Source organism: Terrirhizobium terrae (genome assembly GCF_030323265.1).
Taxonomy (GTDB): domain Bacteria; phylum Pseudomonadota; class Alphaproteobacteria; order Rhizobiales; family Rhizobiaceae; genus Neorhizobium.
In genome coordinates this window covers 4,218,541-4,243,029 of sequence record NZ_CP104992.1, presented here as the reverse complement: position 1 = coordinate 4,243,029, position 24,489 = coordinate 4,218,541, and the positions used below count along the sequence as shown (strand labels likewise).

Sequence of the window (24,489 nt, the reverse complement as noted above, 5' to 3'; positions counted from 1 at the left end):
GGAGATAGGGTTCCTGCCGCAGATGTCAGGCGGAGCGCTTGGGAATTTCCAGCCCGCGCTGGACGGCCGGGCGGGCGAGGCCGCGTTCCAGCCATTTCGGCACGCTCTTCAGTTCGTCATAGGCGATGAGATCGCCCGCGCCGTAGAAGCCAATCAGGTTGCGCACCCAGCCAAGCATGGAAATGTCGGCGATCGTGTATTCGTCGCCCATGATCCAGTCGCGGCCTTCGAGGCGGGTTTCGAGCACACGGATCAGGCGGGCACTCTCCTTGGCGTAACGGTCGCGCGGGCGCTTGTCCTCAAAATCCTTGCCGGCGAATTTGTGGAAGAAGCCGAGCTGGCCGAACATCGGTCCGATGCCGCCCATCTGGAACATCACCCATTGGATCGTCTCGTATCGCGCGGCCGGATCTGCAGGCAGCAGCTTGCCGGTCTTCTCGGCGAGGTAGATCAGGATCGCGCCGCTCTCGAACAACGCCAGCGGCTTGCCGCCCGGACCGTTCGGGTCGAGGATCGCCAGGAATCTTGCCGTTCGGGTTGAGCGCCAGATATTCCGGCCCCCAGGTCTCGTCGGCGCCGATATTGATGAAATGCGGCTCGTATGGGAGGCCGGTCTCTTCCAGCATGATCGAGGCCTTCACCCCGTTCGGGGTGGGGGCGGAATAGAGCTGCACGATATCCGGGTTCGCTGCCGGCCATTTGGTGGTGATCGGAAAGGCGGAGAGATCAGTCATGGGGTTCCCTGTGGCTGAGTGTTTGTTGTCCTGAACCTAGTTCGGCCTCGCTCGATCGGAAAGAGACGATTTCCTGATGCACATTGTCGGTTCTGCCGCTACTTCTTCGTCTTCCATTGGAGAAGGAGAGAGTGATGCTTTATGCGATCCTGTGTTATGCCCATGAGGAAACCGTCTTCGCCTGGTCCAAGGAGGAGGAAGCCGCCGTCATGGCGAGGCTTTACGCGGTGCAGGAGCCGCTGGCGAAGGCCGGCAAGCTCGGCCCGACCGGTCGGCTGATGCCGACGACGGCGGCCACCACGGTGCGCAAGGGTAAGACCCAGGCGGGCGGCAAGGACGAGGCCCTGGTGCTCGACGGCCCGTTTGCCGAGACCAAGGAAGTGCTGCTCGGCTTCTACACGGCGGAATTCGACGGGCTCGACGAGGCGGTTGCCTTCGCCAAGGACCTTTCGGCCGTCAATCCGGGCTCCAGTTCTTACGAGATACGCCCCTTCTACGTCTTCCATCCCGGCGAGGCGGGACGAGGGGAGATCAAGGCGAATGAAGGCGGCTCGTCATGACAGACCTCGCCTGGATCGAACTGGCTCTGACAGCGGCACGACCGCAGGCGCTCGGCGCGCTTTTGCGCTATTTCCGCGATCTCGATACGGCCGAGGAGGCGTTTCAGGAGGCCTGCCTGCGGGCCATCCGCACATGGCCCGACAAGGGGCCGCCGCGTGATCCCGCCGCCTGGCTGATCTTTGTCGGCCGCAATAGCGGCGTCGACCAGATCCGCAAGCGGGGAAAGAACGATCCGCTGCCGGAAGAGGCTGTCTTTTCCGATCTCTCCGATGCCGAGGAGGACATCGCCGACCGGCTGGACAATGCGCATTACCGCGACGACATCCTGCGGCTGATGTTCATCTGCTGCCATCCCGACCTGCCGAATACGCAGCAGATCGCGCTGGCGCTCCGGATCATATCCGGGCTTTCCGTCCAACAGATCGCCCGCGCCTTCCTCGTCTCCGAAAGCGCGATGGAGCAGCGGATCACCCGGGCCAAGGCGCGGGTCGCCAAGGCGCAGACGGGCGAGGGCGCCGTCGCCTTCGAGGCGCCTGACGTGCATGAACGCGCCGAGCGGCTGAAGACGGTCGCGGCGATGGTCTATCTGCTGTTCAACGAGGGTTATTCGGCCGGCATCGCCAATCCCGACAGCGCCGCCTTCTGCGACGAGGCGATCCGCCTGTCGCGGCTGCTCCTGCGCATCTTTCCGGCCGAATCGGAGATCATGGGGCTCTGTGCGCTGATGCTCTTGCAGCATTCCCGTGCCGGCGCACGCTTCGATGCGGCGGGCGAAATCGTGCTGCTGGAAGAACAGGACCGCGCCCGCTGGGATCGCAGGCTGATCGATGAGGCTCTCGCCATGCTCGACAAGGCGATCCGTCACCGCAAGCCCGGGCCCTATCAGGTGCAGGCGGCGATCTCGGCGCTGCATGCCCGCGCAGTTGAGGCGAAAGATACCGACTGGGGCGAGATCACGCTGCTTTACGAATTGCTGGAGCGGCTTTCGCCGTCACCGGTCGTGACGCTCAACCGGGCGGTGGCGGTGTCGAAGCTCAGTGGCGCAGATGCGGCGCTCGACCTGATCGGGCCGTTGGCCGACAAGCTCGACGGCTATTTCTACTTCCATGGCGTGCGGGGTGGTCTGTTGCTGCAGGCCGAGCGGCGGGCGGAAGCGCGGGTCGCCTTCGACCGGGCGATCGCGCTCGCCAATTCCCCGGCCGAATGCGCCCATATCCGCCGGCAGATCGACCGGCTGGGCGAGGCGGCGGGTTAGCGCCACACCTGTTGTCGAGCCTACTGTGTTAGCCGCACATATTCGCCGTTCGGAGCGCAAACCGCTTCAGCGGTATAGAAGAAGTCCTGGCGGTCGAAGCCGCCGCCGTCTTCCCATGCGTGGCTTGCGGTCTGGCCGCATTCGAAAATGTTGCTCAATGGGCTTTCCACGCCTTTTGGGAGCTGTTTTCCGTCGACAAAAAGGTAGTGACTGGTCTCGGGATTGTCCGTCCGCAGTGTTAGATTGTAGGTCTTGTACTGATTGCCGTTATCCTGCTTGCAATTGACCTTGGCGCCGTCCAATTCCAGCTTGGTGCCGATCGGGCAGCTGTCGTACTTGATCTCCATCTTGAGGATGAGCTTGGAATATTTTCCGAGATCGAAGGTGGATGACGGTGAGATTGTCCTTGTCCCCTGACCGCCGTTGTTGCGTGTCGTGGGCTGATAGACAACTGTGCCGATAACTTCCTCGACGGTGCTTTTCGGCCTTATGACCAGGATGGACACCTTCTTGTAGTACCAGCCCTGCGCGCCCGTGGGGGTGAAGGTGACCGATTTCGGCATCATAGGTGCGATTGCCGAAGCGGCGACGCCGACCGGCGTGGTGCTGACGCCGACCATGCCCATGAAGGTATTGGGCGAAGTGCCGGAAACCGATACCTGCACCGTCTGGCCACTCATCGCGATATTGTAGGTCGCGTCTTTCGGGAGATCTGCCGAATAGCCCTTGAGGAATTTCTCTGCCGCTGCCTTGGCCGCATTGGCATTGGTGCCGTCGTAGATGCGCGCACCGGCAAGTGCTGCGCTGTCCGATATGCCCTGAACGTTTGTCTTTGCAATAGAGGCAGTCGACAGGTCGATTACCGATCCGCCGGCAATGATCAGCGGAAAGGCGAGAAGCGCCGTCATCATGCCGAAATTGCCGCCGCGATCCTCCAGAAAACGTTTCGTAAGCCTGTTCATGTGCCCCCACAGAATTTCACTCGTTGTGAGAGCATATCTATCTGAGAGGCCTGAATTATTGCCCAAGAAGTGAGGTGGATTTCACCTAACTTGCATTGCTGCAAATTTACTGAATTTCTAAAGTAGTGAGGTGCAGAGCAGTGCCCTTAACCTTTGAATTGACCGCGGCGCGAGGCCGGTCCGGCGCAAGACGCCGGCATCAGGCTGGCCAGGTATGTCTTCGAGACGATGCAGCCTCTACGTGAAATTGGCAGAAGCTCGCGTTCCTGACCGGGCCCTGCATGTTTCGCGCAAGCGGAGCGCATCGTACCCGGCACGATCATCCTGTTCGACGAATACTTCAACTATCCGGGTTGGGAACTGCACGAATACAAGGCTCTCCAGGAGCTCGCTTCGACAACAGGCCTGCAGTACCAGTATATCGGATTGAATACGAACCATCAGCAGGTCGCGATCCGCGTCATCGGCATGTTCAACCGCTGAAGGTAGAGGGCGCCTTCGGGCGCGCCGCGTTTCTGCGGGAATGACAGTTCGGCCCGGATTGCGATCATCCGGGCCGGAGCTGCGCAGATGGGGCTATCTCCAGAGAGCAGAAGTACCCGTACCACGTCAAAGCGTCGATTTTTCAGAAGGGCGTACCTGCTGGGCGATTTAACCTGCCGAGACCATGCGGGTCATTTCGGCAGTCACCCTTTCCGTGTCGTAGGGCTTCGAGAAGAAAACGCTGCGGTCGGGCAGGACGTTTTCGGTCATGCGCATGTGGCCGGACGTCACGATGATCTCTATCGGCGGCCACCGGTCGCGAATGGCGGCGGCGAGCTTCAATCCGTCCATGCTGCCCGGCATGTCGACATCGGTGAAGACGACGCGGATATCGGAACGGCTTTCGAGAATGGTGACGGCTTCGTCGGCGCTCCAGGCTTCCACCACGTCAAAACCGGCATCGAGGACGAGGTCGACCGCCATCATCCGCTGCAGCGGCTCGTCTTCCACGACGAGTACCACGGGTTTTGCGATTGGCGTTGATTGTCCCATACGTCAGTTGGCCTGTTGCAGTTGCTGGAGCGATGCCGACATCTCCACGGAGAAACCCGGCGCTTCATAACGAGCCACAACGCCGCCTGTTCCAATCAATCCCATCTGAATGAGCTTGGAGCCGAAGCCTTTCCGCTGGGGCTGCGTCGGGATGGGGCCGCCGGATTCATTCCATGAGAGGGTCATTCGCGGTTCGCCGCCAGCCTCGGCCACCGACCAGCGCACGCTGACGATGCCTTCGGGCACCGACAGCGCTCCGTATTTCATCGCGTTGGTGCCGAGCTCGTGCATCAGCAGCCCCGTCGACAGTGCACCGCGAGGCCCTAGCATCACGTCAGGGCCCTCGATCAGGAGGCGGCCGGGCATGGCGAGCGTTTCATCCAGGCTTTCGACGATGGCACGCATGGATGCGCCGCCATGTTCGTTGATCAGGATGTCATGGGCCTTGCTCAGCGCAAACAGGCGTTTCTCGAAGTTTTCCACGTGGTTCCGTTCGGTCACCGGCCGCAGGGTCTGCGTGGCAACCGCCTGGATCATGGCGAAAGTGTTCTTCAGGCGATGGCCGATTTCCTGTTAAGGGTCCTCTGCTCGCTTTCAGCCTGGAGCCTGGCCATCGCCGCCTGCACTCGGTCGCCGAAGCTGCGGACGAAGGAGAGTTCCTCCTTGCTCCAAGGATAGGGGTGATCGTGATGGACGAAGGCCAGAAGGTTGAAGCGGCCGTGATCGAGGATCGGCAGATTGACGAACACGCGAATTCCGAGGGCAAGCAGCGCCTCGGCATTTTGTGCGGTGCGCGGATCGCTTGCGACGTCCGGGATGACCACCGGACTGCCGAGCTTGAGATCCTCGATGTATGATCCATAGTCGCGAAAATTGTAGACGCCCGCGAGCGGGGCACGCCCGGCCGGTGCCATTCCGCGTGGATCGTGACTGTCTCGTTCGTCGTATCGACGATACCGAAGCCGGCATGGGTCGCGTCGAAAGCTTTTCCCATCAGATCGGCGGCGACAAGCGCCATGTCCGACGTGTCGTCCAGATCGCGCAGACGATCGCCGAGGTCGAGAAGCGCTTCCGTTCTCAGCGCCGCGCGCTTCAGGTCGGTGATGTCCTGTGCCGTGCCGAGCATCTTGATCGGGCGGCCCTCATCATTGCGTTCGAAAACCGCGTGGCGGCTGATCCAGCGGATGCCCTGGGTCGCCGTCTTTATCCGGTATTCGACATTCGTCTCCGCCGAACCATCGGCGCGGCTTTCATCCGTCGACTGGATTCCCCGGTCGGAAGGCAGGAGAAGCGCCTCGAACGTGCTCGCCGGATAGGTCGGCTGGACGGCTACATCGAAGAGCCGGCAGAACTCCGCCGACACGGTTGCCACGCCGGTTTCGATATCGATGTCGAACGTGCCGATGCGGCCGGCCTCCTGTGCCGCAATCGTCTTGTTGACGTGGGAGCGGATCGTCGCCGACATGTTCTTCTGCCGGCGGAAGAGGACGTCCTTGCGGTTGGACATCCGCCGGTGTTCCAGGAGCGCGATGACCTGGCGGGAAAGAGCGGCCAGCATCTTCTGCTGCGACAGCGTCAGGCCGTCAGGACGCGGCTTGGTATCGATGACGCAAAGCGTGCCGATCGTGACGCCGTCCGGGCCGACCAGTGGGGCGCCGGCATAAAAGCGGATATGGGGCGGCTCGGTCACCAGCGTGTTCGTGGAGGTTCTGGGATCGAGCGTCAGGTCGGGAATGATCAAGAGGTTCGGGCTTGCGAGCGAATGGGCGCAGACCGATTGCTCGATCGGCGTCTCGCAGGCCTCGAACCCGACGCGCGCCTTGAACCACTGGCGATCCTTTTCGACGAGGCTCACCAGCGCGACAGGGTTTCACACGCTTCCGAAGCCACGAGGACGATATCGTCGAATTCGGGCTCCGGCGGCGTGTTCAGGATGTCGTAGTCCTCGAGAAGCTCGAGGCGGCGACTTTCGTCGATATCGTCGCGATCGGTCGGCGTAGGCAAGGTCGGTCTCGGACAATCCTGTTTGCGCTGTGTCGCAGGCCGGGCCTCCGCACTTCTCGATATTTGATTTAGCAGAAATGCAGCGGGCGACAATGGTACGGTAGCGTACAAAGCCCGGTGCCGCGAGATGTGGGACGAACGGTCAACCTCCCGGGCAGAACACGCGAGAACCGGGCGCCGTCGAGCACCCGGTTCCGGTCTCTCAAAGCCTTAGGGAGGAGCCTAAGAGAACCTGACGGGCATGTTGCCGATGTGGCGAATGCCGGAATGGCCGTTCACGGTGGGGTAGTCGCCGTCGATGGCGAGTTTCGGTGCCCGCTCAAGCAGCACCTTCAATGCCTCCTCCAGCTCGATCTTCGCCAATGCCTCGCCAAGGCAGCGATGCGCGCCGCCGCCGAACACCTGGTGCCATTTTGCCGGCGCACGGCGGATATCGAACCGCTCCGGTTCTTCGTAGAGTTCCGGATCCCGCATGCCGGATGCAAGCATCAGGCCGACAATGCTGAAACGCGGCAGAAGGTAGCCGTCGAAGACGAGGTCGTTGGTGGTGATCCGCGGGGCGGACCCGACGGCCGGCTCAAAGCGCATCGCCTCAGCCACGGCACCGGGTATGTATTCGGGTTCGTCGAGCAGCAATTGCCATTGTTCAGGATGCTGGAGCAGCAGCGAGGTCTGGATGACGATGGCGGAACGGGTCGTGTCGCTGCCGCCGATGATGAGCGTGACCAGCTGCATCAGGGTTTCGAGCGCCGTGAGCTCGTTCGCCTCGTCGGCTGCGATGATGTAGTTGCTGATGAAGTCGTCACCCGGCTCGCGGCGTCGTCTGTCGAGCTGTTCCTGCGCATAGGCCATGAGTTTGGAGGCTGCCTCTTCGATCTGAGGCAACTCCTGCTGCGTCCAGGAGCCGGACAGGATCCTGGCCACGACATAGACCAGCGTGGTGAAGTGCGGGATATCGGCCGAGGGAGCCCGAGCACGGCGGCAATGGTCATTGCAGGGATGAGCGAGGCGAAGTCATCGCGCAGATCGAAGGCCCCGCGAGTTTCGTTCATGTCGAATACGGCATTGACGCTATCGCGGATCCTGGGCCTCAACTCGGCGATCAGCCGATAGGAGAATGTCCGGGCGGCCGGTGCTCTTCGCGAGCGGTGCGCCTGGCCGTTCGATGTCAGCATGCCGTTGGCAAAGAAATCCCAGACGGGCCCGGAGGTAACCCCACGGCTGGCGATATATTCGGTTTCCAGCTGACGCGCCTTGCTCTCGTCGTAGAGTGTCGCCATGTCCTTGGCGCGCAGCATGAGGTAGACGCCGTCCGGCCGCCGGATGAATGGCACTTGCGGCCGGTAGGTCCGGTAAATGTCGTGCGACCTGGTATCGAGTTCCTCGAACGAAATTTCCGGAACGTCGAGCCTTACCTCGGTGAATTGCTGATTGTACATGTTGTGCCTCCTGGTTGGGGGCGATCAGAGATGTACCGTCTGACAGGTTTCTTTCATCCGCGTTTCTTCGGGTTGCAAATGTCACGCGCGGACCGTGCGACCGGCTGAAACCAAAACGGCCCCGCGAGAGCGGGGCCGTTGGTGTCTTTCATGGATCCGGTTCGGCTCAGAGAGCCATGTCCGGAACCTTCTTGATTTCGCCCGCGGCAGGCGTTGCCGCGCCCGGCTGGTCATAGGCGGCGGCATCAATCTGCGGAGCCTTGATGGCAAGCTGCAGGCGTTCCTCGGTCGCGGCCCATTCCTTGGCCAGCAGTTCCGGGTTCTCGTTGAGCTTGGTTCCGTAGCTCGGCACGATCTGGTGGATCTTGTCCTGCCATTCCGGCGTCTTGAGCTTCTCGGCGAAAACCTTCTTCAGGACGTCGAGCATGATGGGGGCAGCCGTCGAGGCACCCGGGGAGGCACCGAGCAGGGCGGCGATGGTGCCGTCTTCGGAGGCGACGATCTCGGTGCCGAGCTTCAGCATGCCGCCCTTTTCCGGATCGTTCTTGATGATCTGGACGCGCTGGCCGGCCTGCCAGAAACGCCAGTCCTCGGCCTTGGCATTCGGGAAGTAGGTCTTCAGCGCGTTCAGACGGTCCTCATCGGACATCATCAGCTGGCCGGCGAGATACTGCACGAGCGAGAACTCGGCGGTACCGACCTGGGCCATCGGCCAGATGTTGTCGAGCGTGACGGAGGCCGGCAGGTCGAACAGCGACCCTTCCTTGAGGAACTTCGTCGAGAAGGTGGCGAAGGGTCCGAACAGGATGTGGCGCTTGCCGTCGAAGACGCGGGTGTCGAGATGCGGCACCGACATCGGCGGAGCGCCGGTCTCGGCCTGGCCATAGGCCTTGGCGAGATGCTGGTTGACGATTTCCGGGTTGTCGCAGACGAGGAAGGAGCCGCCGACCGGGAAGCCGGCATAGGCGTCGCCTTCCGGAATGCCGGACATCTGCAGGAGCGGCAGCGCGCCGCCGCCGGCGCCGAGGAAGACGAACTTGGCCTTCAGCGTCGTGGACGAACCATTCTTGCTGTCGTCGAAGGAGACGCTCCAGGTGCCGTCGTCATTGCGCTCGATGGCGGTGACTTCCGAATTGGTGCGCAGCGTGAAGGTCTGCTTGCCCTTGAGGCTCGTGACGTACTGGCGGGTGATCTCGCCGAAGTTGACGTCGGTGCCGAGCGGGCTCCAGGTGACGGCCAGCTTCTGGTTCGGATCGCGGCCTTCCATCATCAATGGAACCCACTTGGCAATCTGAGCGTGATCGTTGGAGAATTCCATGCCGGCGAACAACGGGCTCGCCTTCAGCGCCTCGAAGCGCTTGGCCAGGAACTCGGTGTTCTGGTCGCCCCAGACGAAGCTCATGTGCGGGGTGGAGTTGATGAAGGAACGCGGCTCCGTCAGGACGCCGACATCGATCTGGTGGGCGAGGAACTGGCGGGTGATCTGGAACCACTCGTTGATCTCGATTGCCTTGGTGATGTTGACGTTGCCGTTCGAATCCATCGGCGAATAGTTGAGCTCGGCGAGTGCCGAGTGGCCGGTGCCGGCATTGTTCCAGCCGTTCGAGCTTTCCATCGCCACGTCGTCGAGGCGTTCGATCATCTCGATCGACCAGTTCGGTTCCAGTTCCGACAGGAGAACGCCGAGGGTAGCGCTCATGATGCCGCCGCCGATGAGCAGGACGTCGATCGTCTTTTCGGAGGAGGTCTGGGCCCAGGCCGGGAGCGAGGTTACGCCGACTGCGGCCGCACCACCGGCTGCAGAGCCGAGAAGCTGGCGGCGGCTGAGGCTCATCGAGCCAGCTGCGTTGGTGGAAGCGGAATTCTTATTGGTCTTGGAAGGCAACGGCCACCTCGATTGTTGGTTTGCGTTCCTCCCGCGGCGGTCCTTAAGCGAAAGATGTTTTAGCTGCAAGAGGCCGTTGCGGCATTTTGCCGGTATGACGTCGTGACGCATTCGTGGCATGCGACGAAATATGAGGAAAACAATCTTGTTTTGCTTCCGGGGCGTGGCTATAGGGCGCGGGCGCAGTCTCGCGCCAACAATCAGGAAACACTCTCGTGACTGTCTTGAAGTCCCTCCTTGCCGCCACCGGCCTCTGCGTTACCCTCGGTTTCTTTGCTGCAAATCCGGCCCAGGCCGCGACCCAGTATCCGCTGACGATCGCCAATTGCGGTGCGTCCGTCACCTTCCGACAAGCGCCGGAGCGTGCCGTGGGCCTCGGCCAGAACAGCGCGGAAATCCTGCTTCTGCTCGGTCTTGAGGACAAGATGGTCGGCACGGCCTTCTGGCCGAGCAAGGTGCTGCCGCAGCTTGAGGCGGCCAATGCCAAGGTGAAGCTTCTCACCGTCGAATTCCCGACCTTCGAAAGCATTCTGGCGCAGAACCCGGATTTCGTCGCCGCAGCCTTGCCGAGCCTGATCGGCCCGACCAGCAAGGTCGCCAAGCGCGAGGATTTCGACAAGGTCGGCGTGCCGTCCTACATCTCGCCCAGCACCTGCCTGTCGACCGAGAAGGTGAAGAACGAATATGGCAGCCGCGACCAGCTGTGGAGCATGGACCTGCTCTACAAGGAGATCGCCGAGCTTTCGCAGATCTTCGACGTCGCCGATCGCGGTGATGCGCTGATCGCCGATTTCAAGAAGCGCGAGGCGGCGTTGCGCGCCAGCGTTTCCGCCGATGGCAAGAAGCTCTCCTACGTCTTCTGGTTCTCCAGCCCGTCGCCGACGGCCGACGCCTATCTCGGCGGCAAGAACGGCGCTTCCGGCTTCATCGCCGACGTGCTCGGCGGAAAGAATGCGATCGATGCGGAAGCCGAATGGCCAACGCTCGGCTGGGAAGGCATCATTGCCGCCAACCCTGACGTCATCGTCGTTGCCAATCTCGACCGCAACCGCTGGGAACTCGACAAGCCGGAAGCCAAGATCAAGTTCCTGACCACCGATCCGGCCGTCAGCCAGATCACGGCCGTCAAGAACAAGGCGATGATCGTGATGGACGGACAGGCGATGAACCCGACCGTCCGCACCATCTACGGTGCCGAACAGGTGGCCGAACAGCTCAAGGCACTCGGTCTCTTGAAGTGAGCGAAGCGGCGCGCCCAGTCTGGTCGCGTGGCCAGCAGTTCGCCGCCTTTACGGCACTGCTTCTGGCCTCGCTCGCCGCCATCGCGCTGGTTGTGGGCGTGAGCGTGGGGATCGGCGACCTGCCGATCCCGCTTGCGACGACCTATGCGGCGATCACCAACCGGCTAGGCTGGACGGCGATCGAGCTCAACCGCATCCATGAGACGGTGATCTGGGATTATCGTCTCAGCCGCGCTCTGGTCGCCGCCTTCTGCGGCGCGGGCCTGGCGCTGTCCGGTGCCATCATGCAGTCGCTGCTGCGCAATCCTCTGGCCGAACCGTATGTGCTCGGCATTTCCGCCGGTGCCTCGACCGGAGCGGTGGCGATCGTCATTCTCGGCATCGGTGCCGGCACCGTGTCGCTTTCGGCCGGCGCCTTTGCCGGGGCGTTTGCGGCCTTCTTCTTCGTGGCGCTGCTCTCCAACGGCACGCGCGGAGGGGCGGACCGCACCATTCTTGCCGGCGTTGCCGCCTCGCAGCTCTTCAATGCCGCGACCTCCTATATCGTCACCACGTCGGGCAATGCGCAGCAGGCGCGCGACGTGATGTTCTGGCTGCTCGGCAGTTTCGGCGGCGTGCGCTGGCCGGAATTCATGCTGGTCTCGGTCGTCGTCGGCGCCAGCCTCGTCGCCTGTCTCTTCTATGCGCGGGTGCTCGATGCCTTTGCCTTCGGAGACGAGGCGGCGGCCTCGCTCGGCGTCAATGTCGGCCGGGCGCGGATCGCGCTCTTTGCGCTGACGGCCGTGATGACGGCGACGATCGTCTCGATGGTCGGCACGATCGGTTTCGTCGGCCTCGTCGTGCCGCATGCGGCGCGTTTCGTCGTCGGGCCGCTGCATATCCGGCTGCTGCCGGCCTGCGCCATCGTCGGCGCGATCTTCATGGTTCTGGCCGACATCGCCTCGCGGGCGCTGATCCCGCAGCAGGTCCTGCCGATCGGCGTCGTGACCGCGCTTGTCGGCGTGCCGTTCTTCTCCGTTATCCTCTACCGTTTCCAGAGGGCGTCATGAGCATCAAGGCCGACAATCTCATCTGGAAGATCGGTCGCAAGACCATTCTGGACGGCGTCTCCTTCGAGGCTCAGCCGGGGCAGATGCTTGGGCTGCTCGGACCGAACGGGTCCGGCAAGACCTCGCTGCTCAGACTTCTCGCCGGGTTGAAGAAGCCGCATTCCGGCCGCGTGACGTTGGATGGAATGGATATCCGGAGCATCGGCCGTCGCACGATTGCCCAGCGCGTCGCCTTCGTCGAACAGCATGCGACGACCAATTCCAACCTTCGGGTCATCGATGTGGTGAAGCTCGGGCGATTTCCGCATCGCTCGATGTTTTCCGGCTGGTCGCAGGCGGATGACGATGCGGTGGCGGAAGCACTCGACCGCGCCGGCATGACGGAGAAGCGCAACGACCGTTGGCAGAGCCTGTCGGGCGGCGAGAAGCAGCGGGCGCATATCGCCCGTGCGCTGGCGCAATCGCCGAAGGAGCTGATCCTCGACGAACCGACCAATCATCTCGACATCCAGCACCAGATCGGCCTGATGCGGCTCGTTTCCGGCCTGCCGGTCACCAGCATCATCGCGCTGCACGACCTCAATCACGCGGCGATGTTCTGCGACCGGCTGATCGTGATGCAGAAGGGCAGGATCGTCGCCTCCGGCACGCCGGAAGAGATCGTCACGCAGGAACTGCTGCGCGACGTGTTTTCGGTCGATGCCCGGGTCGATACCTCTCCGCATCACGCGCGGCCGCATATTCACTATCTGCGGTAATTCGAGCGGCCGGCCAACAAAATTTGCCGGCCGTGTCGGTTTCCGGCCTCGTCCGTCGTCCTAGGTTCAACATCCGATGCGATGCTGATGAAACACAAGGAGACAGGGCATGACCGACACCATCTATAAGCTGCAACTCGTCCGCGAATTCGATGTGCCGGCGGAAAAGCTCTACAAGGTCTGGACGACGCCGGAGCGGTTCGGCGAGTGGTTCTGCCCGCTGCCTTGGAAGGTGACGGAGGCGCGTTCCGACCTTCGCCCGGGCGGCGAGAGCTTTGTCCTGATGGAAGGACCGAACGGCGAGAAGATCCCCAATCCGGGCGTCTATCTGGAAGTCGTGCCGGGCCGCAAACTCGTCTTTACCGACGCCTATACGGCGGGCTGGGTTCCATCGGCAAAGCCGTTCATGACCGGTATTCTGGAATTCGAGGATCTCGGCGGCGGGCGCTCTCGCTACACGGCGACTGCGGTCCATTGGAATGAAGAGGACATGAAGGCGCATCAGGAAATGGGCTTCGAGGAAGGCTGGGGCATTGTTGCCAACCAGATGGCCGAAGTCGCGAAGACGATGTGAAATGTAGAGTCCGAACAGAGGGTTGGTCCGACGCGTTGATGAAGTGATTCATTGCGGCCGGGCCAATTTCTACTCCCTCAGGTCTCCTCGATGCGGCGATCCTCTTCCGGCAGGACGGAGAGTTCGCGCCAGTCGATCTCCTCGAGGAAGAAATTGTATTCGTCGACGGTCAGCCGGTTGTCCTCGCGCAACTCCTCCAGCGCCTCGCGCTGGGCGTTGATCGCTTCGAGCGCCAAGCGGCGGTAGTTCGACAGGGCGGCGGCTCCCTCGTCATGCAGGTTGCCGTGCTTTTCCAGCTTGAAATTGTTGCGCAGCAGCTCGGCTTCCGGCCCGTCCTCATGCTCCAGCTTCATGAAGCCGGCTCTGGCGATATGGGCGCGGATCTTCGTCAGTTCGCGAAGGCCTTCCTCGCGGCGGTCGAGGCCGAGCGAGCGGATCAGCGGCACCAGTGTCAGCCCTTGGGCGACGAGCGTGGCAAGCACGACGGCGAAGGCGGCCAGCACCACCATATCGCGCTCAGGGAAATCGGGAGGCAGGGCGAAGGCGGTGGCGAGCGTGACGAGACCGCGCATGCCACACCAGCCGGCAAGCGTCGCCTGCTTGATCGTCGCCGGCTCCGGGCGACCGGCGCGGTGGGCGTAATAGGCATGGATGCGGTTGAAGCCGAGGCAGACGGCGAGCCGTACGACGATCACCGTGACGACGACGAGAAGCGCGAAGGTGACCGCCTCGCCGAGATGGCCCGGCTGCATGTCGGTGAGGATGGCACGGGCCTGCATGCCCATCAGCAGGAAGGCCATGACGTTTAACACGAAAACGGCGGCGCTCCAGACGGCATAGGACTGGACCCGCATGCGCGCCGATGACCGGGATTCCGTCATCTGGGCAAGCGTCATGCCGCAACAGACGACGGCGAGTACGGCCGACAAGTGGAGGCGGGTGGCGATGATCCAGAGCAGGAAGGTCTGGGCGAACTGCATGACATTGCCGCCAAGCGTGCCGCTGACGGATTGGGTCAGGCGACGGATCATCCGCGCGGCGAGGATGCCGAAGATGATGCCGCCCGGGACGGCGAGCGCCAGATGCAGCCCGACCTCGGCATCGAGATGTCCGGCCGATTGCACGGCAAGCGCGGCATCGAAGATGAGTAGTGCCGCGGCGTCGTTGAACAGGCTTTCGCCGCGCAGGATCGTATCGGTCTCGCGCGGGATGGACATGGTCGACAGCATGGCGGTTGCGGCTGCCGCATCCGGTGGGGCGACGATCGCGCCAAGCACGACGGCGGCGGCGATGGGTAGGCCGGCAAAGGCCCAGCCGACCCAGGCGACGATTGCCGCGGTAACGGCAACGCCGCCGATCGCGAAGACGAGCAGAGGCAGCCAGAAGCGCTTGGCGATGCCGACCGGAAAGTCGAAGGCGGCATCGAGCAGGGCGGGGGCGATGAAGAGCGCAAGAGCTGTGGCGGGATCGAGATTGATGACCGGTGTACCCGGAATGAGCGCCGTTGCAGCGCCTGCAAGCGCCAGCATGGACGGGTAGGGGCGCGCAGCCGCCGCGACACCTGCAGAAGGATTATCGCGACGAGCATGAGGACGAGGAGGCTTTCGAAGAAACTCATGCTTGCCCTCTCTCTGAATGTTCAAGGGCGACAATGTAGCGCGTGGCCGGTTGCCGGCCAGCATTATCCTTGCGGAATGGCAGGTTATCCCGTCAATGCCGAGCCCTATGCCCGCTCTGCAGCAACCGGTTGGCTTCCGGACAGTGTCGCGACGCGGTTTCGGCCGGTGTTCTTTGCCGTGTAGAGCGCGCCGTCTGCTTCGGTCATCAGGTCCGTATTGCTCTTCTGCCGGTCATCGTCGCGATAGGCCAGTCCGATGCTGGCGGTGACCAGCCGGCGGATCCTTTGCGGATGGTTGGCGGCAAGCGACTGGATGTTGGCGCGGATGAGTTCGGCGACGTCGAGGGCGCGCTGGCGGCTGAGATCGGTCAGCACAACGACGAATTCCTCGCCGCCGAGGCGGGCGACGAGATCAATCGACGGCTGGACGCTGCGGCGCAGCGCATCGGCGACAAGCACGAGGCAGATGTCGCCATCGCCGTGGCCGTGGTTGTCGTTGTAGGATTTGAAATGGTCGACATCGATGATCAGCACGGCGCAGCGGCCGGAGGTGCGGCGCAGGAACTCCATCAGCCGCCGGCGGTTGGCGAGGCCGGTCAGGGGGTCGGTCATGGTCTGCGCCGTGAGCTCACGGTTCTCCTCCTCGAGGAAGGAGCCGCGCGCGGCGAGCGCATCGGTCAGATGCCGGTTTTCCTGCAACAGCTTGAACGCCAGCGTCATTTGCTCGCCCATGCTGTGGGACATGATGGCGAGCGCCATGCTGAGCGTCGCGGAGGCGAAGCCAAGCAGGGCCCCGTATTCGACGTCGCTCACTGCGAGCGCCACGGCAAAGGAGAGGAAGACGGGCACCTGGAAGAGGTTGAAGGCGGACGGGTAGATAATCGCCGGAATGGTGACGGTGACGCCGCCCATGGCGATGCAGCAGATCACCAGCGTCTGGTGGTCGTTGCCGTTCAGGAGCAGCCAGCCGCCGCCGACGCCCCAGGTCGCGCCGGAACAAAAATGCACGAGGCGGACGAAACGCGACCATGCCGCCGGAGACCAGTGATAGGGCGACCAGGAGAGACGTTGCCAGCGCTTGGAGGCGTTTTCCGGCCTCAACGTCGTGGTGCCGATATGGACGAAGGCGACGAGGCAGGTGAGGGAGAACCAGAGAATCAGGGCCGACCGGAGCTCCGGCGACCAGTAGGTGAAGACGACGAGGGCAGCGCCGAAAATGCTCATGACGGATTGCGGGGCGCCCTTGTAGAGCGCCTCCATCTGCATGGCGAGCAGGCTCGATTGCCTGTCGCTGTCCTGCGCCAGTTCACTCACGGCATTCCCTCGAAGATGGGCATTTCCCCGAATAGGGGTATTCCCCCGAAGCAGTGCGGACCGTAGGTGGAGATTGCTAAGAATTGATGTTCACCGCCGGGTCATATGTGGGGCTACATATCGATCTGATCGAACAAACCGTTCGAGCGTTTCCGGTTTGCGCGTGTCGCAGCCGATCTCTATCTGAAGAGCAGCTAAAACGGGATTTTGAGATGGAACTCGGGCTTCATACATTCGGCGACGTGGACGCCGCCGCTCTCGACAAGGGTGCCGAAGGTGCGCGCCGGCTGAAGAACCTGCTGGAGGAGATCGAGCTTGCCGATCAGGTCGGGCTCGACGTCTTCGGGCTCGGTGAACATCACCGGCCGGACTATGTCATTTCCTCGCCCGCAACGGTGCTTGCGGCCGCCGCGGCGCGGACGAAGCGGATCAGGCTGACCAGCGCCGTCACGGTGCTGAGCTCGGACGATCCGGTGAGGGTGTTCCAGGAGTTCGCGACGCTGGATCTGATTTCCGGCGGGCGAGCGGAGATCATGGCCGGGCGTGGCTCGTTCATCGAGATCCTTCCCGCTGTTCGGCTACGACCTCGGCGATTACGACGATCTCTTCACCGAAAAGCTCGAGCTGCTGCTGGCGATCCGCGACCAGGAGGTCGTGACCTGGCAGGGCCAGATGCGGCCGGCGATCAACGGGCGCGGCGTCTATCCGCGGCCGCTGCAGGATCCGCTGCCGGTGTGGATCGCTGTCGGCGGCACGCCGCAATCGGTGGCGCGCGCCGGTGCGCTCGGCCTGCCGCTGGCGATTGCGATCATCGGCGGCGAATATTCGCGGTTCAAGCCTTTTGCCGATCTCTATCGCCAGTCGGGCGAGCGCGCCGGTGTGGATCCGGCGAAGTTGAAGACGAGCATCAACGTGCACGGCTTCATTGCCGACAGCACCGAAGCCGCCGCCGACCAGTTCTATGGGCCGCAGGCGGAGGTGATGAACCGGATTGGCCGCGAGCGAGGCTGGGGACCGACCAGTCGGGCCCATTTCGACCAAGCCCGCGGGCCGCTCGGCAATCTCTTCGTCGGCGAGCCGGAACTGGTGGCCGAGAAGATCATTGCCGCCCATGGCGTGTTCAAGATGGACAGGTTCCTGCTGCAGATGGCCATCGGTCCCATGCCGCACGATCAGATCATGCGCGGTATCGAGCTTTACGGCACGAAGGTGGCGCCGATCGTCAGAAAGGAATTGACCGGATCGACCGAGCGCGCCACATCGCAGGCGGAATGAACCGGAAGAGGGCATGTCGCGCCAAACTGTGCAGCGGTTAGGCGGCAACGACATGCCTGTGACGAAGAAAGTGATACGGAATGGTAATCTCCAGTGAAGACGAACTCGACAAGCTGAAGGCGATCGGCAGGCTCTGCGCCCAGGCGATGGAAACGATGGCGAAGTCGCTGGAGCCGGGGATCACCACCAAGGAACTGGACGATATCGGCCGCAAGCTGCTCGAGGATAACGGCGCTCAGTCGGCGCCGGAGACCTGCTACCAGTTTCTCGCCGCGACCTGTATCAGCGTCAACGAGGAAGTGGCGCACGGCATTCCGGGCGGTCGCGTCATTGCGGCCGGCGATCTCGTCAATATCGACGTGTCGGCGGTGAAGGACGGGTTCTTCGGCGATTGCGGCTCGTCCTATGCTGTGCCCCCGGTGAAGCGCGAGATCGAGAAGCTCTGCCGCGACGGGCGGAGGGCCTTGTGGACCGGGCTGCAGCAGGTGAAGGCCGGCCGGCCGATCGCCGGCATCGGCAATGCCATCGGCGCATTCGCCAAGAAGAACCGCTATTCGCTGATCACCAATCTATCGAGCCACGGCATCGGGCTGACGCTGCATGACGAGCCGAAGGAAATTCCGACCTGGCCGGATCCGCAGGAAAGCCGGATGATGGAAGAGGGACTGGTCTTCACCATCGAGCCCTTCCTGTCACTCGGTGCCGAATGGGCGGAGGACGGCGACAATGGCGACCCGTGGACGCTCTACAGCGATCCGCGCGCACCGACCGTGCAATACGAGCACACGATCGTCGCGACCCGCAACGGGCCGCTGATCCTGACGTTAGCGAATTGATCGGGGAAAGGGCCGCGCAATGCGGCCCGACTGCTTTCAGATCACGCGATTATTGGCGCGATCGGCCACTTCCACGGCGTGATAGAAGGCGTCGGCGCGCTCTTCGCGAAGATGCTCGACCACCTGGCGGGCATGCACGCGCGCAGCACTCTGCATGAGCTGCGCGAAGGAGGCATAGCCGATCGCATCCGCCTTGCGCACCTGCGCGATCAGCGGATCTATCAGGACATCGGATACGGTCAGGTCACGGTTCATGCTTGCGCCTCCCGCTCTTTCTTCGTCGTTGAATGATGTGGTGAACTCTTTACTGCGCAAAACATGCCGGTCATTCGTGTCAACAACAAGACAAATGATTCCCGCACTGCATCAATTCGATGATGCGGGTGCGTTACCGGCCGGAATATTCAAATTATTCCCGGAGCTATGAAAATTGCTGATTTGTGCGGCGCAAAAGCCGCTGCCATAAGCGGATCATGGACATGACCCCACGCACCGATCTTCGCCTCGTCGGCCTTGCTGGCGCCATTGCCATGGCTGCCGCCATGGGTTTTGGCCGCTTCTTCTACACGCCGGTCCTGCCGGGCATGATCGCGGGCATTCCGATCTCGTCGGCTGATGCCGGCTATATCGCCGCCGGCAATTTCGCGGGCTATCTGGCAGGCGCGGTCCTGGCCGGTTATGGCTGGGCGGCGGGTCGCGAAAGATTGATCGCGATCACCGCGCTGACCGCAAGCGCGCTGCTGCTTGCCGCGATGGGCCTGACGACCTCGGTCGCGGCCTTCATCGTCATCCGGTTTCTTGCCGGTCTTGCGAGCGCGCTCGCCATGGTTCTGACGTCGTCCATCGTCCTGCCCTTCGCGCGCCAGGGCGGGACCAAGGGGCATGTGGTCAATTTCCTGCATTTCGGCGGTGTCGGCATGGGGATCGCGCTCTCCTCGGCGCTGGCGCTGATCGTCAACACGTCGGCGGGTGATGCCGCGCATGGCTGGCGGATCAACTGGCTGGCAGGCGCTGCGATCGCGCTTGTCGCGGTGCTGGCCGTTCATCTGCTTTTGCCGCGACCGCAGGCGAATGCCGTTCGCAGGGCCGAACCGAAGCTGCAATGGCGCCTGCCGCTCGTCATGCTGACGGCCTCCTACGGTCTGTTCGGTTTCGGTTACGTCATCACGGCGACCTTCCTTGTGACGATGGCGCGGCAGGGCGATGCCGGGCCGATCGTCGAATTCCTCGCATGGTTCGTCACCGGCTGCGCAGCGGCGGTGTCGCTCGTCGCCTGGCACCCGGTCGCGATCCGCTTCGGGCTGGCGAAAGCCTACACGGCTTCCTCGTCGTGCTGGCACTCGGCGTTGTCGGGTCGGTGCTGTTGCCCTCGACGACCGGCGTGTTGTTCGGCGGGCTGCTGCTCGGCGCGACCTTCATGGTCATCACCGCCTACGGGCTGCAGCTCGGCGGCACGCTGGCGCCGGAAAGCCCGCGCCGGGCGCTCGCCTCGATGACGGCCGCCTTCGGCGTCGGCCAGATCATCGGGCCGCTGGTCGCCGGCTGGGCGGCGGAAGTGAGCGGCAGCTTCACCCTGCCGACGCTGATCGCAACGGCCGTTCTCGTCGTCTGCGTGGCTCTCGCCATCGGCGTCGCGCGGCGCACCGCCTGACTGAAGTCCTGACCGGCTCTTGAAGACAATAGCGGTTACAAATGTGTAACAAAGCGGTGCGGCCATTGCCGCATCCACGGAACTGCCATAGTTTCCGGCGCTAACATACCACCTCCCAGACTCGAACTCAGGAAAGCGTCCGCTCCGTGTTCCATTCTTTCTTCCCCCGACCGAAACTGTTCTTTTTATCTGCCGTCGTCTTTGCTTTTGTTGCAGTCCTTGCGTGGTATTTCATCGTTGCGGGTATCGGCGATCGCGCAGGCTTCGGCATGCCTGAAGGCGCGTCGGAGCCTTACGACCTCACCTACTTCCTGATGCCGTCGAACCTCTTCTTCTACGCCTACTTCGCCATCTGCCTTCTGCTGTTCGGCGCGGCATGGTCGTTCATCGACAAGCATAATCCATGGATCGGCTGGTCGGTATGGGGCTCGTTGCTGATCATCGCTGTCACCTATTTCGGCGTGCAGGTCTCCGTCGTGATCAACAATTGGCGGCGCCCGTTCGGCGACACGCTGATGAACGCGCTGCAGGGGAAGCCCGGCACGACGGCCTGGGATTTCTACAGCCTGCAGATCGTGTTCGCGCAGATCGTCTTCCTGTCGATGTTCATCTCGATCCTCACCGACTTCTTCACCAGCCACTACATCTTCCGCTGGCGTACGGCGATGAACAATTTCTACATGTCCAAGTGGGAAAAGCTGCGCCACATCGAAGGCGCCTCGCAGCGTGTGCAGGAAGACACGATGCGCTTTTCGGCGACGCTGGAAGGCCTCGGCATCACGCTGATCAACTCGGTGATGACGCTGATCGTGTTCCTGCCGATCCTGTTCGGCCTGTCGAGCTATGTTTCCGAGCTGCCGATCATCGGCGAAGTGCCGCATGCGCTGTTCTGGCTGGCAATCTTCTGGTCGGTGTTCGGCACCGTGCTGCTGGCCGTTGCCGGTATCAAACTGCCGGGCCTGCATTTCCGCAACCAGCGCGTCGAGGCCGCCTACCGCAAGGAACTCGTCTATGGCGAAGACCATGCCGACCGCGCCCAGCCGCCGACGGTCAGGGAGCTCTATGGCAATGTGCGGAAGAACTATTTCCGCATGTACTGGCACTATCTCTATTTCAACGTCGCTCGCTACTTCTACCTGCAGGCCGACGCCGTCTTCCTGACCCTGATGCTGGTTCCGACCATCGTTGCCGGCAAGATCACCTTCGGTATCTACCAGCAGATCGCGACCGCTTTCGGCCAGGTCTCCAACTCGTTCCAGTATCTGGTCAATTCCTGGACCACGATCATCGAGCTTCTGTCCATCCATAAACGTCTGAAGGCGTTCGAAGCGGCGATCGACGATGAGCCGCTGCCGGAGATCGACCAGAACTATCTCAAGCGTGAGGCGCAGGGTGGCGAGATGGCAGCGAACAAGCCGACCTGATTTCTCGCTTTCGAAAAAGAAAAGCACGTTTGGCCGCGCCGGATTTTTGATCCGGCGCGGTTTTGCGTTTCGGGTCCTTGCGCGGGCCTAAAGGTCGAAGAAAGGCCGGTGCTCGGAACCCCTGGGAGAAGGGCAGGCGGTATTTGGTTGCATTGGGTGGTTCAGGTTTTGCCTGCCCCGACCGCCTGTTCTGGCCTTGTGGGACTTGTCATTTCCCACGCGGCCGCGACATGCAGCCATCACCGGAACCGAGCGCGAACCCGAGGAGGTCTGCCGGTTCTAGAACCCGGTTTCCCATCCGATGACCCGTCGATTATCTGCGAGGCCGCGAAGGGCGGGGATGAAAATGGGCAAAGAAAAGCGCAAGTCCTTGATAAGACTTGCGCGAAATTTGGATTGGCGGGCATAGCGTCCACCTTTTGACGACAAGACGGCTTCAGGCCATGGCTGGCTGTCGGAAGCGGATGATGGTGCGGTTTACGGCCAGGCCCAGGAGGCAGCCGAAGGCTGCGCCGGCGGCCTTGACCGTGGCGTCGTCGAGATGGGCGTGGCGGGTCGGCGAAAGATACTGCAGCAGTTCGATGCCGCCGGCGCCAAGGATGAGCAGGATGGCGCAGGCGAGCCAGCGGCGCGGATAGGCCATGACGAAGAGCAGCGCCATGACGGCGAAGGCGCCGGCGCGGTCGATATCGACCGAGGCGAAGTCATGAGGGCGCAGGCGGATCGGCGAAACCGTGGCGAAGACGATGGCGGCAAGCGCGAGCCAGGGAGGAGCTTGAGAAGGCGGGTCGTCATGGAAGTGTCATATCCTGGCTGGAGGTAGGCTGTAATATCGGTCGGCGGATGCGCTTGAACGGATGGGCGAAAGGTTTGGCGCCGGTCAGCCGGCGGAATTCTTGCTTTCGGCGGAGGAATGCACTTTGGCTCGTCGATCGTCGAGCATCCTGATCGCCTCACTATAGGTGACGCAGGCGACGTCGGCGCGGTTGCAGACATCCGAGGCGAGACGTTCCATCGCCCGCCAATAGGCGCCGGCATTCATCTCGACGAAGTGCAGGCCGATCTGCAGCGGGATGCGCTCGCCGTTATACTGCTTGTCGAAGGCGGCGCGGAAGGCGGAATAGGCGCGCTCCTCGAATTCCGCCGAGCGGGACGGATTGTCGACGCCGGCCGAGTGGCGGATGGAGAGATTGTAGTCCATGGCGATGATCGGGCGCTGGGACGGACCTTCCGGAATGAGCGGCAGGCCGAAGCGGATGAGGTCGCCCTTCTTCTCCGGCAGCATCGGTCCCTTGGTGACGAGGCTCGCGTCATAGGTGAAGCCGGCCTTGTTTTCCGCTGAGACAAGACCGTCGCTGGTGGAGAAATAGGGGCGCGGAAACCTCTGATGTCGTTGTCGATGAAGTCGCGCCAGCCTTTCGGCTCGGCGTCGCCGGCGCCGATCGCGGTCCAGGCATTGGTCATGACATCGTGAAAGCTCGTGAACTCGGCCGTCCAGTCTGATGCCGACCAGTCCTTGCCGTCGAAATGACCGCAGGTATGGCTCGATATGTCATGGCCCTCGGCATGGGCGTTCCAGATATGGCCCAGCCTTTCCTGCGCTTCCGGTCTGTCCTGGGCAAAGCCGATATTGGAACGACCGGCCTTCTTGCCCGGGCCCTCATACCTGGCCCTGTCGGCGCGTGGGATGACCAGCGAGCAGGAGAGGAAATAGGTGAAGTGGGCGTTGTTCTTCCGCGCAAAATCGCGGCTGCGCTGCCAGAGTGCGTTGGAGCCCGCGCCATCGAAGGAGATCATCACCAGCTGCTTCGGCCTGGCCGTATCCGCCACCGGCGCATCCTGTGCAGATGCGGAAACGGAAAGGCAGAAGGTGGTAAGAAGGGCGATGACGGAGGTCGAGAGCGAGGCGGCAAGACGCATTACGGGTTCCTGATTCTCTAAAACAGGGTCGCTCTTGGGCGTCGAATGAGGCGAAGCTTGGGAGAGGGTGGATAAAGCCTGAATTGGCGATCATGCCGAAGACGCGTTAACAAGCTTGTCATGAAATGTTCGGGGGCCTTACATCCTCGACAAAATAAGCTAGAAGGCGCGTTCAGCACGATTGGCCGCAGGATTGTTCGCCAGATCGGACCGGGTTCTATCCAGCATTGGCTCCAGCGGGGGCCGGAGACTTCGATGGCGCATAACGACGACAGTTTTTTCCGTGAAGTGAACGAAGAGCTTCGCTCAGACCAGCTCCACAACGCATGGAAGCGTTACGGCAAGATCGCCATTGGCGTTGCCGTGCTGATCGTCGTCGGCACAGCCGCATGGCGCGGTTACGAGTATTGGGAAAACCACGGCTCCTCGCAGTCCGGCGACCGGTTCATCGCGGCGCTGACGCTTGCCTCGGAAGGCAAGAACGACGAGGCGCTGTCGGCACTCGGCGCGATCGAGAAGGACGGCACGGGTTCCTATCCGGTTCTCGCCAAGCTTCGCGCCGCATCCGTTCAGCAGGCCAAGGGTGATGTGGCGCCGGCCGTCGAGGCCTACAAGCAGGTTGGCGGCGACCAATCCGTGCCGGAGCCGATCCGCGATCTCGCCAAGCTGCGCGCGGCCTGGATCCTGATCGATACCGGTACCTACGAACAGGTGGCCGCGGAAGCTCAGGCGATGGCGATCCCGGGCAATGTGCTGGCGAACTCGGCGCGCGAAGCACTCGGCCTTGCCGCCTACAAGGCCGGCAACATGCAGCAGGCCAAGGAATGGTTCCAGCAGATCGCCAATGATGCGGGCGCACCGCGCAACGTGGCGAACCGCGCGCAGATCATGCTCGACAACATCGCCGCTTCCGGCAAGGCGCCCGATCCCGCTCAGGGATAAGGCCCCATGAAT

At 62.5% G+C, this 24,489-nt stretch carries 20 protein-coding genes and 5 pseudogenes; 11 read left to right on the top strand and 14 right to left on the bottom strand.

Going from position 1 to position 24,489, the window contains the following annotated elements:
* Positions 1–25 precede the first annotated feature (25 nt).
* Positions 26–734 (bottom strand): annotated as a pseudogene (locus N7E02_RS28960) (glutathione S-transferase N-terminal domain-containing protein).
* A 134-nt stretch (positions 735–868) separates the two neighbouring features.
* Between N7E02_RS28960 and N7E02_RS28955 the strand changes: the two are divergent.
* The gene (locus N7E02_RS28955; RefSeq protein ID WP_286581297.1) at positions 869–1,294 is read left to right on the top strand and encodes a YciI family protein; all 426 of its coding nucleotides are present in this window, start codon (positions 869–871) and stop codon (positions 1,292–1,294) included.
* Positions 1,291–2,550, top strand: coding sequence for an RNA polymerase sigma factor (locus N7E02_RS28950; RefSeq protein ID WP_286581296.1), 1,260 nt, complete (start codon positions 1,291–1,293; stop codon positions 2,548–2,550). Before N7E02_RS28955 ends, N7E02_RS28950 begins: the two co-directional genes overlap by 4 nt.
* A 20-nt stretch (positions 2,551–2,570) precedes the next feature.
* Here N7E02_RS28950 and N7E02_RS28945 read toward each other — a convergent pair whose 3' ends face one another.
* The 8 genes and pseudogenes from N7E02_RS28945 to mqo all read right to left on the bottom strand — a co-directional run bounded on the left by N7E02_RS28945 (position 2,571) and on the right by mqo (position 9,824).
* The gene (locus N7E02_RS28945; protein ID WP_286581295.1) at positions 2,571–3,512 is read right to left on the bottom strand and encodes a TadE/TadG family type IV pilus assembly protein; all 942 of its coding nucleotides are present in this window, start codon (positions 3,510–3,512) and stop codon (positions 2,571–2,573) included.
* A gap of 651 nt (positions 3,513–4,163) precedes the next feature.
* The gene (locus N7E02_RS28940; protein ID WP_286581294.1) at positions 4,164–4,547 is read right to left on the bottom strand and encodes a response regulator; all 384 of its coding nucleotides are present in this window, start codon (positions 4,545–4,547) and stop codon (positions 4,164–4,166) included.
* Between the two features lie 3 nt (positions 4,548–4,550).
* Positions 4,551–5,084 carry a sensor histidine kinase gene (locus tag N7E02_RS28935; protein ID WP_286581293.1) on the bottom strand — a complete coding sequence of 178 codons (534 nt, stop codon included), beginning with the start codon at positions 5,082–5,084 and terminating at the stop codon, positions 4,551–4,553.
* Between the two features lie 14 nt (positions 5,085–5,098).
* The gene (locus N7E02_RS29980; RefSeq protein ID WP_353622934.1) at positions 5,099–5,461 is read right to left on the bottom strand and encodes a GAF domain-containing protein; all 363 of its coding nucleotides are present in this window, start codon (positions 5,459–5,461) and stop codon (positions 5,099–5,101) included.
* Between the two features lie 209 nt (positions 5,462–5,670).
* Positions 5,671–6,402, bottom strand: a pseudogene (locus N7E02_RS29975) (GAF domain-containing protein); the annotation flags it as partial.
* Complete coding sequence (locus N7E02_RS28925; RefSeq protein WP_286581291.1) at positions 6,399–6,551, bottom strand: hypothetical protein; 153 nt, start codon at positions 6,549–6,551, stop codon at positions 6,399–6,401. The gene N7E02_RS28925 and the pseudogene N7E02_RS29975, both read right to left, overlap by 4 nt.
* A gap of 222 nt (positions 6,552–6,773) precedes the next feature.
* Positions 6,774–7,475, bottom strand: a complete 702-nt coding sequence (locus N7E02_RS28920; RefSeq protein WP_286581290.1) for a cytochrome P450 — start codon at positions 7,473–7,475, stop codon at positions 6,774–6,776.
* Between the two features lie 681 nt (positions 7,476–8,156).
* Positions 8,157–9,824, bottom strand: a complete 1,668-nt coding sequence (mqo, locus tag N7E02_RS28915) for a malate dehydrogenase (quinone) (RefSeq protein ID WP_286584088.1) — start codon at positions 9,822–9,824, stop codon at positions 8,157–8,159.
* A gap of 266 nt (positions 9,825–10,090) precedes the next feature.
* On the opposite strand from mqo, the gene N7E02_RS28910 reads away from it, so the two are divergent.
* The 4 genes from N7E02_RS28910 (at position 10,091) to N7E02_RS28895 (ending at position 13,497) form a co-directional block, all read left to right on the top strand.
* Entirely contained in the window at positions 10,091–11,116 is a 1,026-nt protein-coding gene (locus N7E02_RS28910; RefSeq protein WP_286581289.1) for an ABC transporter substrate-binding protein, read from the top strand.
* Positions 11,113–12,165, top strand: a complete 1,053-nt coding sequence (locus N7E02_RS28905; protein WP_286581288.1) for a FecCD family ABC transporter permease — start codon at positions 11,113–11,115, stop codon at positions 12,163–12,165. Before N7E02_RS28910 ends, N7E02_RS28905 begins: the two co-directional genes overlap by 4 nt.
* A complete protein-coding gene (locus N7E02_RS28900) occupies positions 12,162–12,923 on the top strand; it encodes an ABC transporter ATP-binding protein (RefSeq protein WP_286581287.1) in 762 nt (253 codons plus the stop codon). The genes N7E02_RS28905 and N7E02_RS28900 overlap by 4 nt, the downstream gene beginning before the upstream one ends.
* 109 nt (positions 12,924–13,032) lie before the next feature.
* Positions 13,033–13,497 (top strand): SRPBCC family protein, encoded by a 465-nt coding sequence (locus N7E02_RS28895; protein WP_286581286.1) that lies wholly within the window; start codon positions 13,033–13,035, stop codon positions 13,495–13,497.
* A 77-nt stretch (positions 13,498–13,574) separates the two neighbouring features.
* On the opposite strand, the gene N7E02_RS28890 is transcribed toward N7E02_RS28895, so the two are convergent.
* A complete protein-coding gene (locus N7E02_RS28890) occupies positions 13,575–15,026 on the bottom strand; it encodes a cation:proton antiporter (protein ID WP_286581285.1) in 1,452 nt (483 codons plus the stop codon).
* Positions 15,027–15,220: 194 nt separating this feature from the next.
* Positions 15,221–16,429: a GGDEF domain-containing protein gene (locus N7E02_RS28885; RefSeq protein WP_286581283.1), complete on the bottom strand. Its 1,209-nt coding sequence runs from the start codon at positions 16,427–16,429 to the stop codon at positions 15,221–15,223.
* A gap of 212 nt (positions 16,430–16,641) precedes the next feature.
* Here N7E02_RS28885 and N7E02_RS28880 point away from each other — a divergent pair.
* Positions 16,642–17,704, top strand: a pseudogene (locus N7E02_RS28880) (LLM class flavin-dependent oxidoreductase).
* 80 nt (positions 17,705–17,784) lie between these two features.
* On the top strand, positions 17,785–18,540 hold the full coding sequence (gene map, locus N7E02_RS28875) for a type I methionyl aminopeptidase (protein ID WP_286581282.1): 756 nt from the start codon (positions 17,785–17,787) through the stop codon (positions 18,538–18,540).
* 36 nt (positions 18,541–18,576) lie between these two features.
* On the opposite strand, the gene N7E02_RS28870 is transcribed toward map, so the two are convergent.
* Positions 18,577–18,795, bottom strand: coding sequence for a hypothetical protein (locus N7E02_RS28870; RefSeq protein WP_286581268.1), 219 nt, complete (start codon positions 18,793–18,795; stop codon positions 18,577–18,579).
* 218 nt (positions 18,796–19,013) lie between these two features.
* Here N7E02_RS28870 and N7E02_RS28865 point away from each other — a divergent pair.
* Both N7E02_RS28865 and sbmA read left to right on the top strand, forming a co-directional pair.
* A pseudogene (locus tag N7E02_RS28865) lies at positions 19,014–20,191 on the top strand (YbfB/YjiJ family MFS transporter).
* A 146-nt stretch (positions 20,192–20,337) separates the two neighbouring features.
* A complete protein-coding gene (gene sbmA / locus N7E02_RS28860; RefSeq protein WP_286581267.1) occupies positions 20,338–21,615 on the top strand; it encodes a peptide antibiotic transporter SbmA in 1,278 nt (425 codons plus the stop codon).
* Between the two features lie 436 nt (positions 21,616–22,051).
* Here the strand turns inward: sbmA and N7E02_RS28855 are convergent, their stop codons facing one another.
* The gene (locus tag N7E02_RS28855; RefSeq protein WP_353622862.1) at positions 22,052–22,276 is read right to left on the bottom strand and encodes a VanZ family protein; all 225 of its coding nucleotides are present in this window, start codon (positions 22,274–22,276) and stop codon (positions 22,052–22,054) included.
* A gap of 219 nt (positions 22,277–22,495) precedes the next feature.
* Positions 22,496–23,535: pseudogene (locus N7E02_RS28850) on the bottom strand (polysaccharide deacetylase family protein).
* 255 nt (positions 23,536–23,790) lie between these two features.
* On the opposite strand from N7E02_RS28850, the gene N7E02_RS28845 reads away from it, so the two are divergent.
* The gene (locus tag N7E02_RS28845) at positions 23,791–24,477 is read left to right on the top strand and encodes a tetratricopeptide repeat protein (protein WP_286581265.1); all 687 of its coding nucleotides are present in this window, start codon (positions 23,791–23,793) and stop codon (positions 24,475–24,477) included.
* The last annotated feature ends 12 nt before the right edge of the window (positions 24,478–24,489 follow it).

Excerpts from the sequence above, each read along its gene's own strand:
- N7E02_RS28955 (WP_286581297.1), top strand. The coding sequence starts at position 869 with ATGCTTTATGCGATCCTGTGTTATGCCCATGAGGAAACCGTCTTCGCC.
- N7E02_RS28950 (WP_286581296.1), top strand. The coding sequence starts at position 1,291 with ATGACAGACCTCGCCTGGATCGAACTGGCTCTGACAGCGGCACGACCG.
- N7E02_RS28945 (WP_286581295.1), bottom strand. The coding sequence starts at position 3,512 with ATGAACAGGCTTACGAAACGTTTTCTGGAGGATCGCGGCGGCAATTTC.
- N7E02_RS28940 (WP_286581294.1), bottom strand. The coding sequence starts at position 4,547 with ATGGGACAATCAACGCCAATCGCAAAACCCGTGGTACTCGTCGTGGAA.
- N7E02_RS28935 (WP_286581293.1), bottom strand. The coding sequence starts at position 5,084 with ATGATCCAGGCGGTTGCCACGCAGACCCTGCGGCCGGTGACCGAACGG.
- N7E02_RS29980 (WP_353622934.1), bottom strand. The coding sequence starts at position 5,461 with ATGGCACCGGCCGGGCGTGCCCCGCTCGCGGGCGTCTACAATTTTCGC.
- mqo (WP_286584088.1), bottom strand. The coding sequence starts at position 9,824 with ATGAGCCTCAGCCGCCGCCAGCTTCTCGGCTCTGCAGCCGGTGGTGCG.
- N7E02_RS28900 (WP_286581287.1), top strand. The coding sequence starts at position 12,162 with ATGAGCATCAAGGCCGACAATCTCATCTGGAAGATCGGTCGCAAGACC.
- N7E02_RS28895 (WP_286581286.1), top strand. The coding sequence starts at position 13,033 with ATGACCGACACCATCTATAAGCTGCAACTCGTCCGCGAATTCGATGTG.
- N7E02_RS28890 (WP_286581285.1), bottom strand. The coding sequence starts at position 15,026 with ATGCTGGCGCTTGCAGGCGCTGCAACGGCGCTCATTCCGGGTACACCG.
- map (WP_286581282.1), top strand. The coding sequence starts at position 17,785 with ATGGTAATCTCCAGTGAAGACGAACTCGACAAGCTGAAGGCGATCGGC.
- N7E02_RS28870 (WP_286581268.1), bottom strand. The coding sequence starts at position 18,795 with ATGAACCGTGACCTGACCGTATCCGATGTCCTGATAGATCCGCTGATC.
- N7E02_RS28855 (WP_353622862.1), bottom strand. The coding sequence starts at position 22,276 with ATGGCGCTGCTCTTCGTCATGGCCTATCCGCGCCGCTGGCTCGCCTGC.
- N7E02_RS28845 (WP_286581265.1), top strand. The coding sequence starts at position 23,791 with ATGGCGCATAACGACGACAGTTTTTTCCGTGAAGTGAACGAAGAGCTT.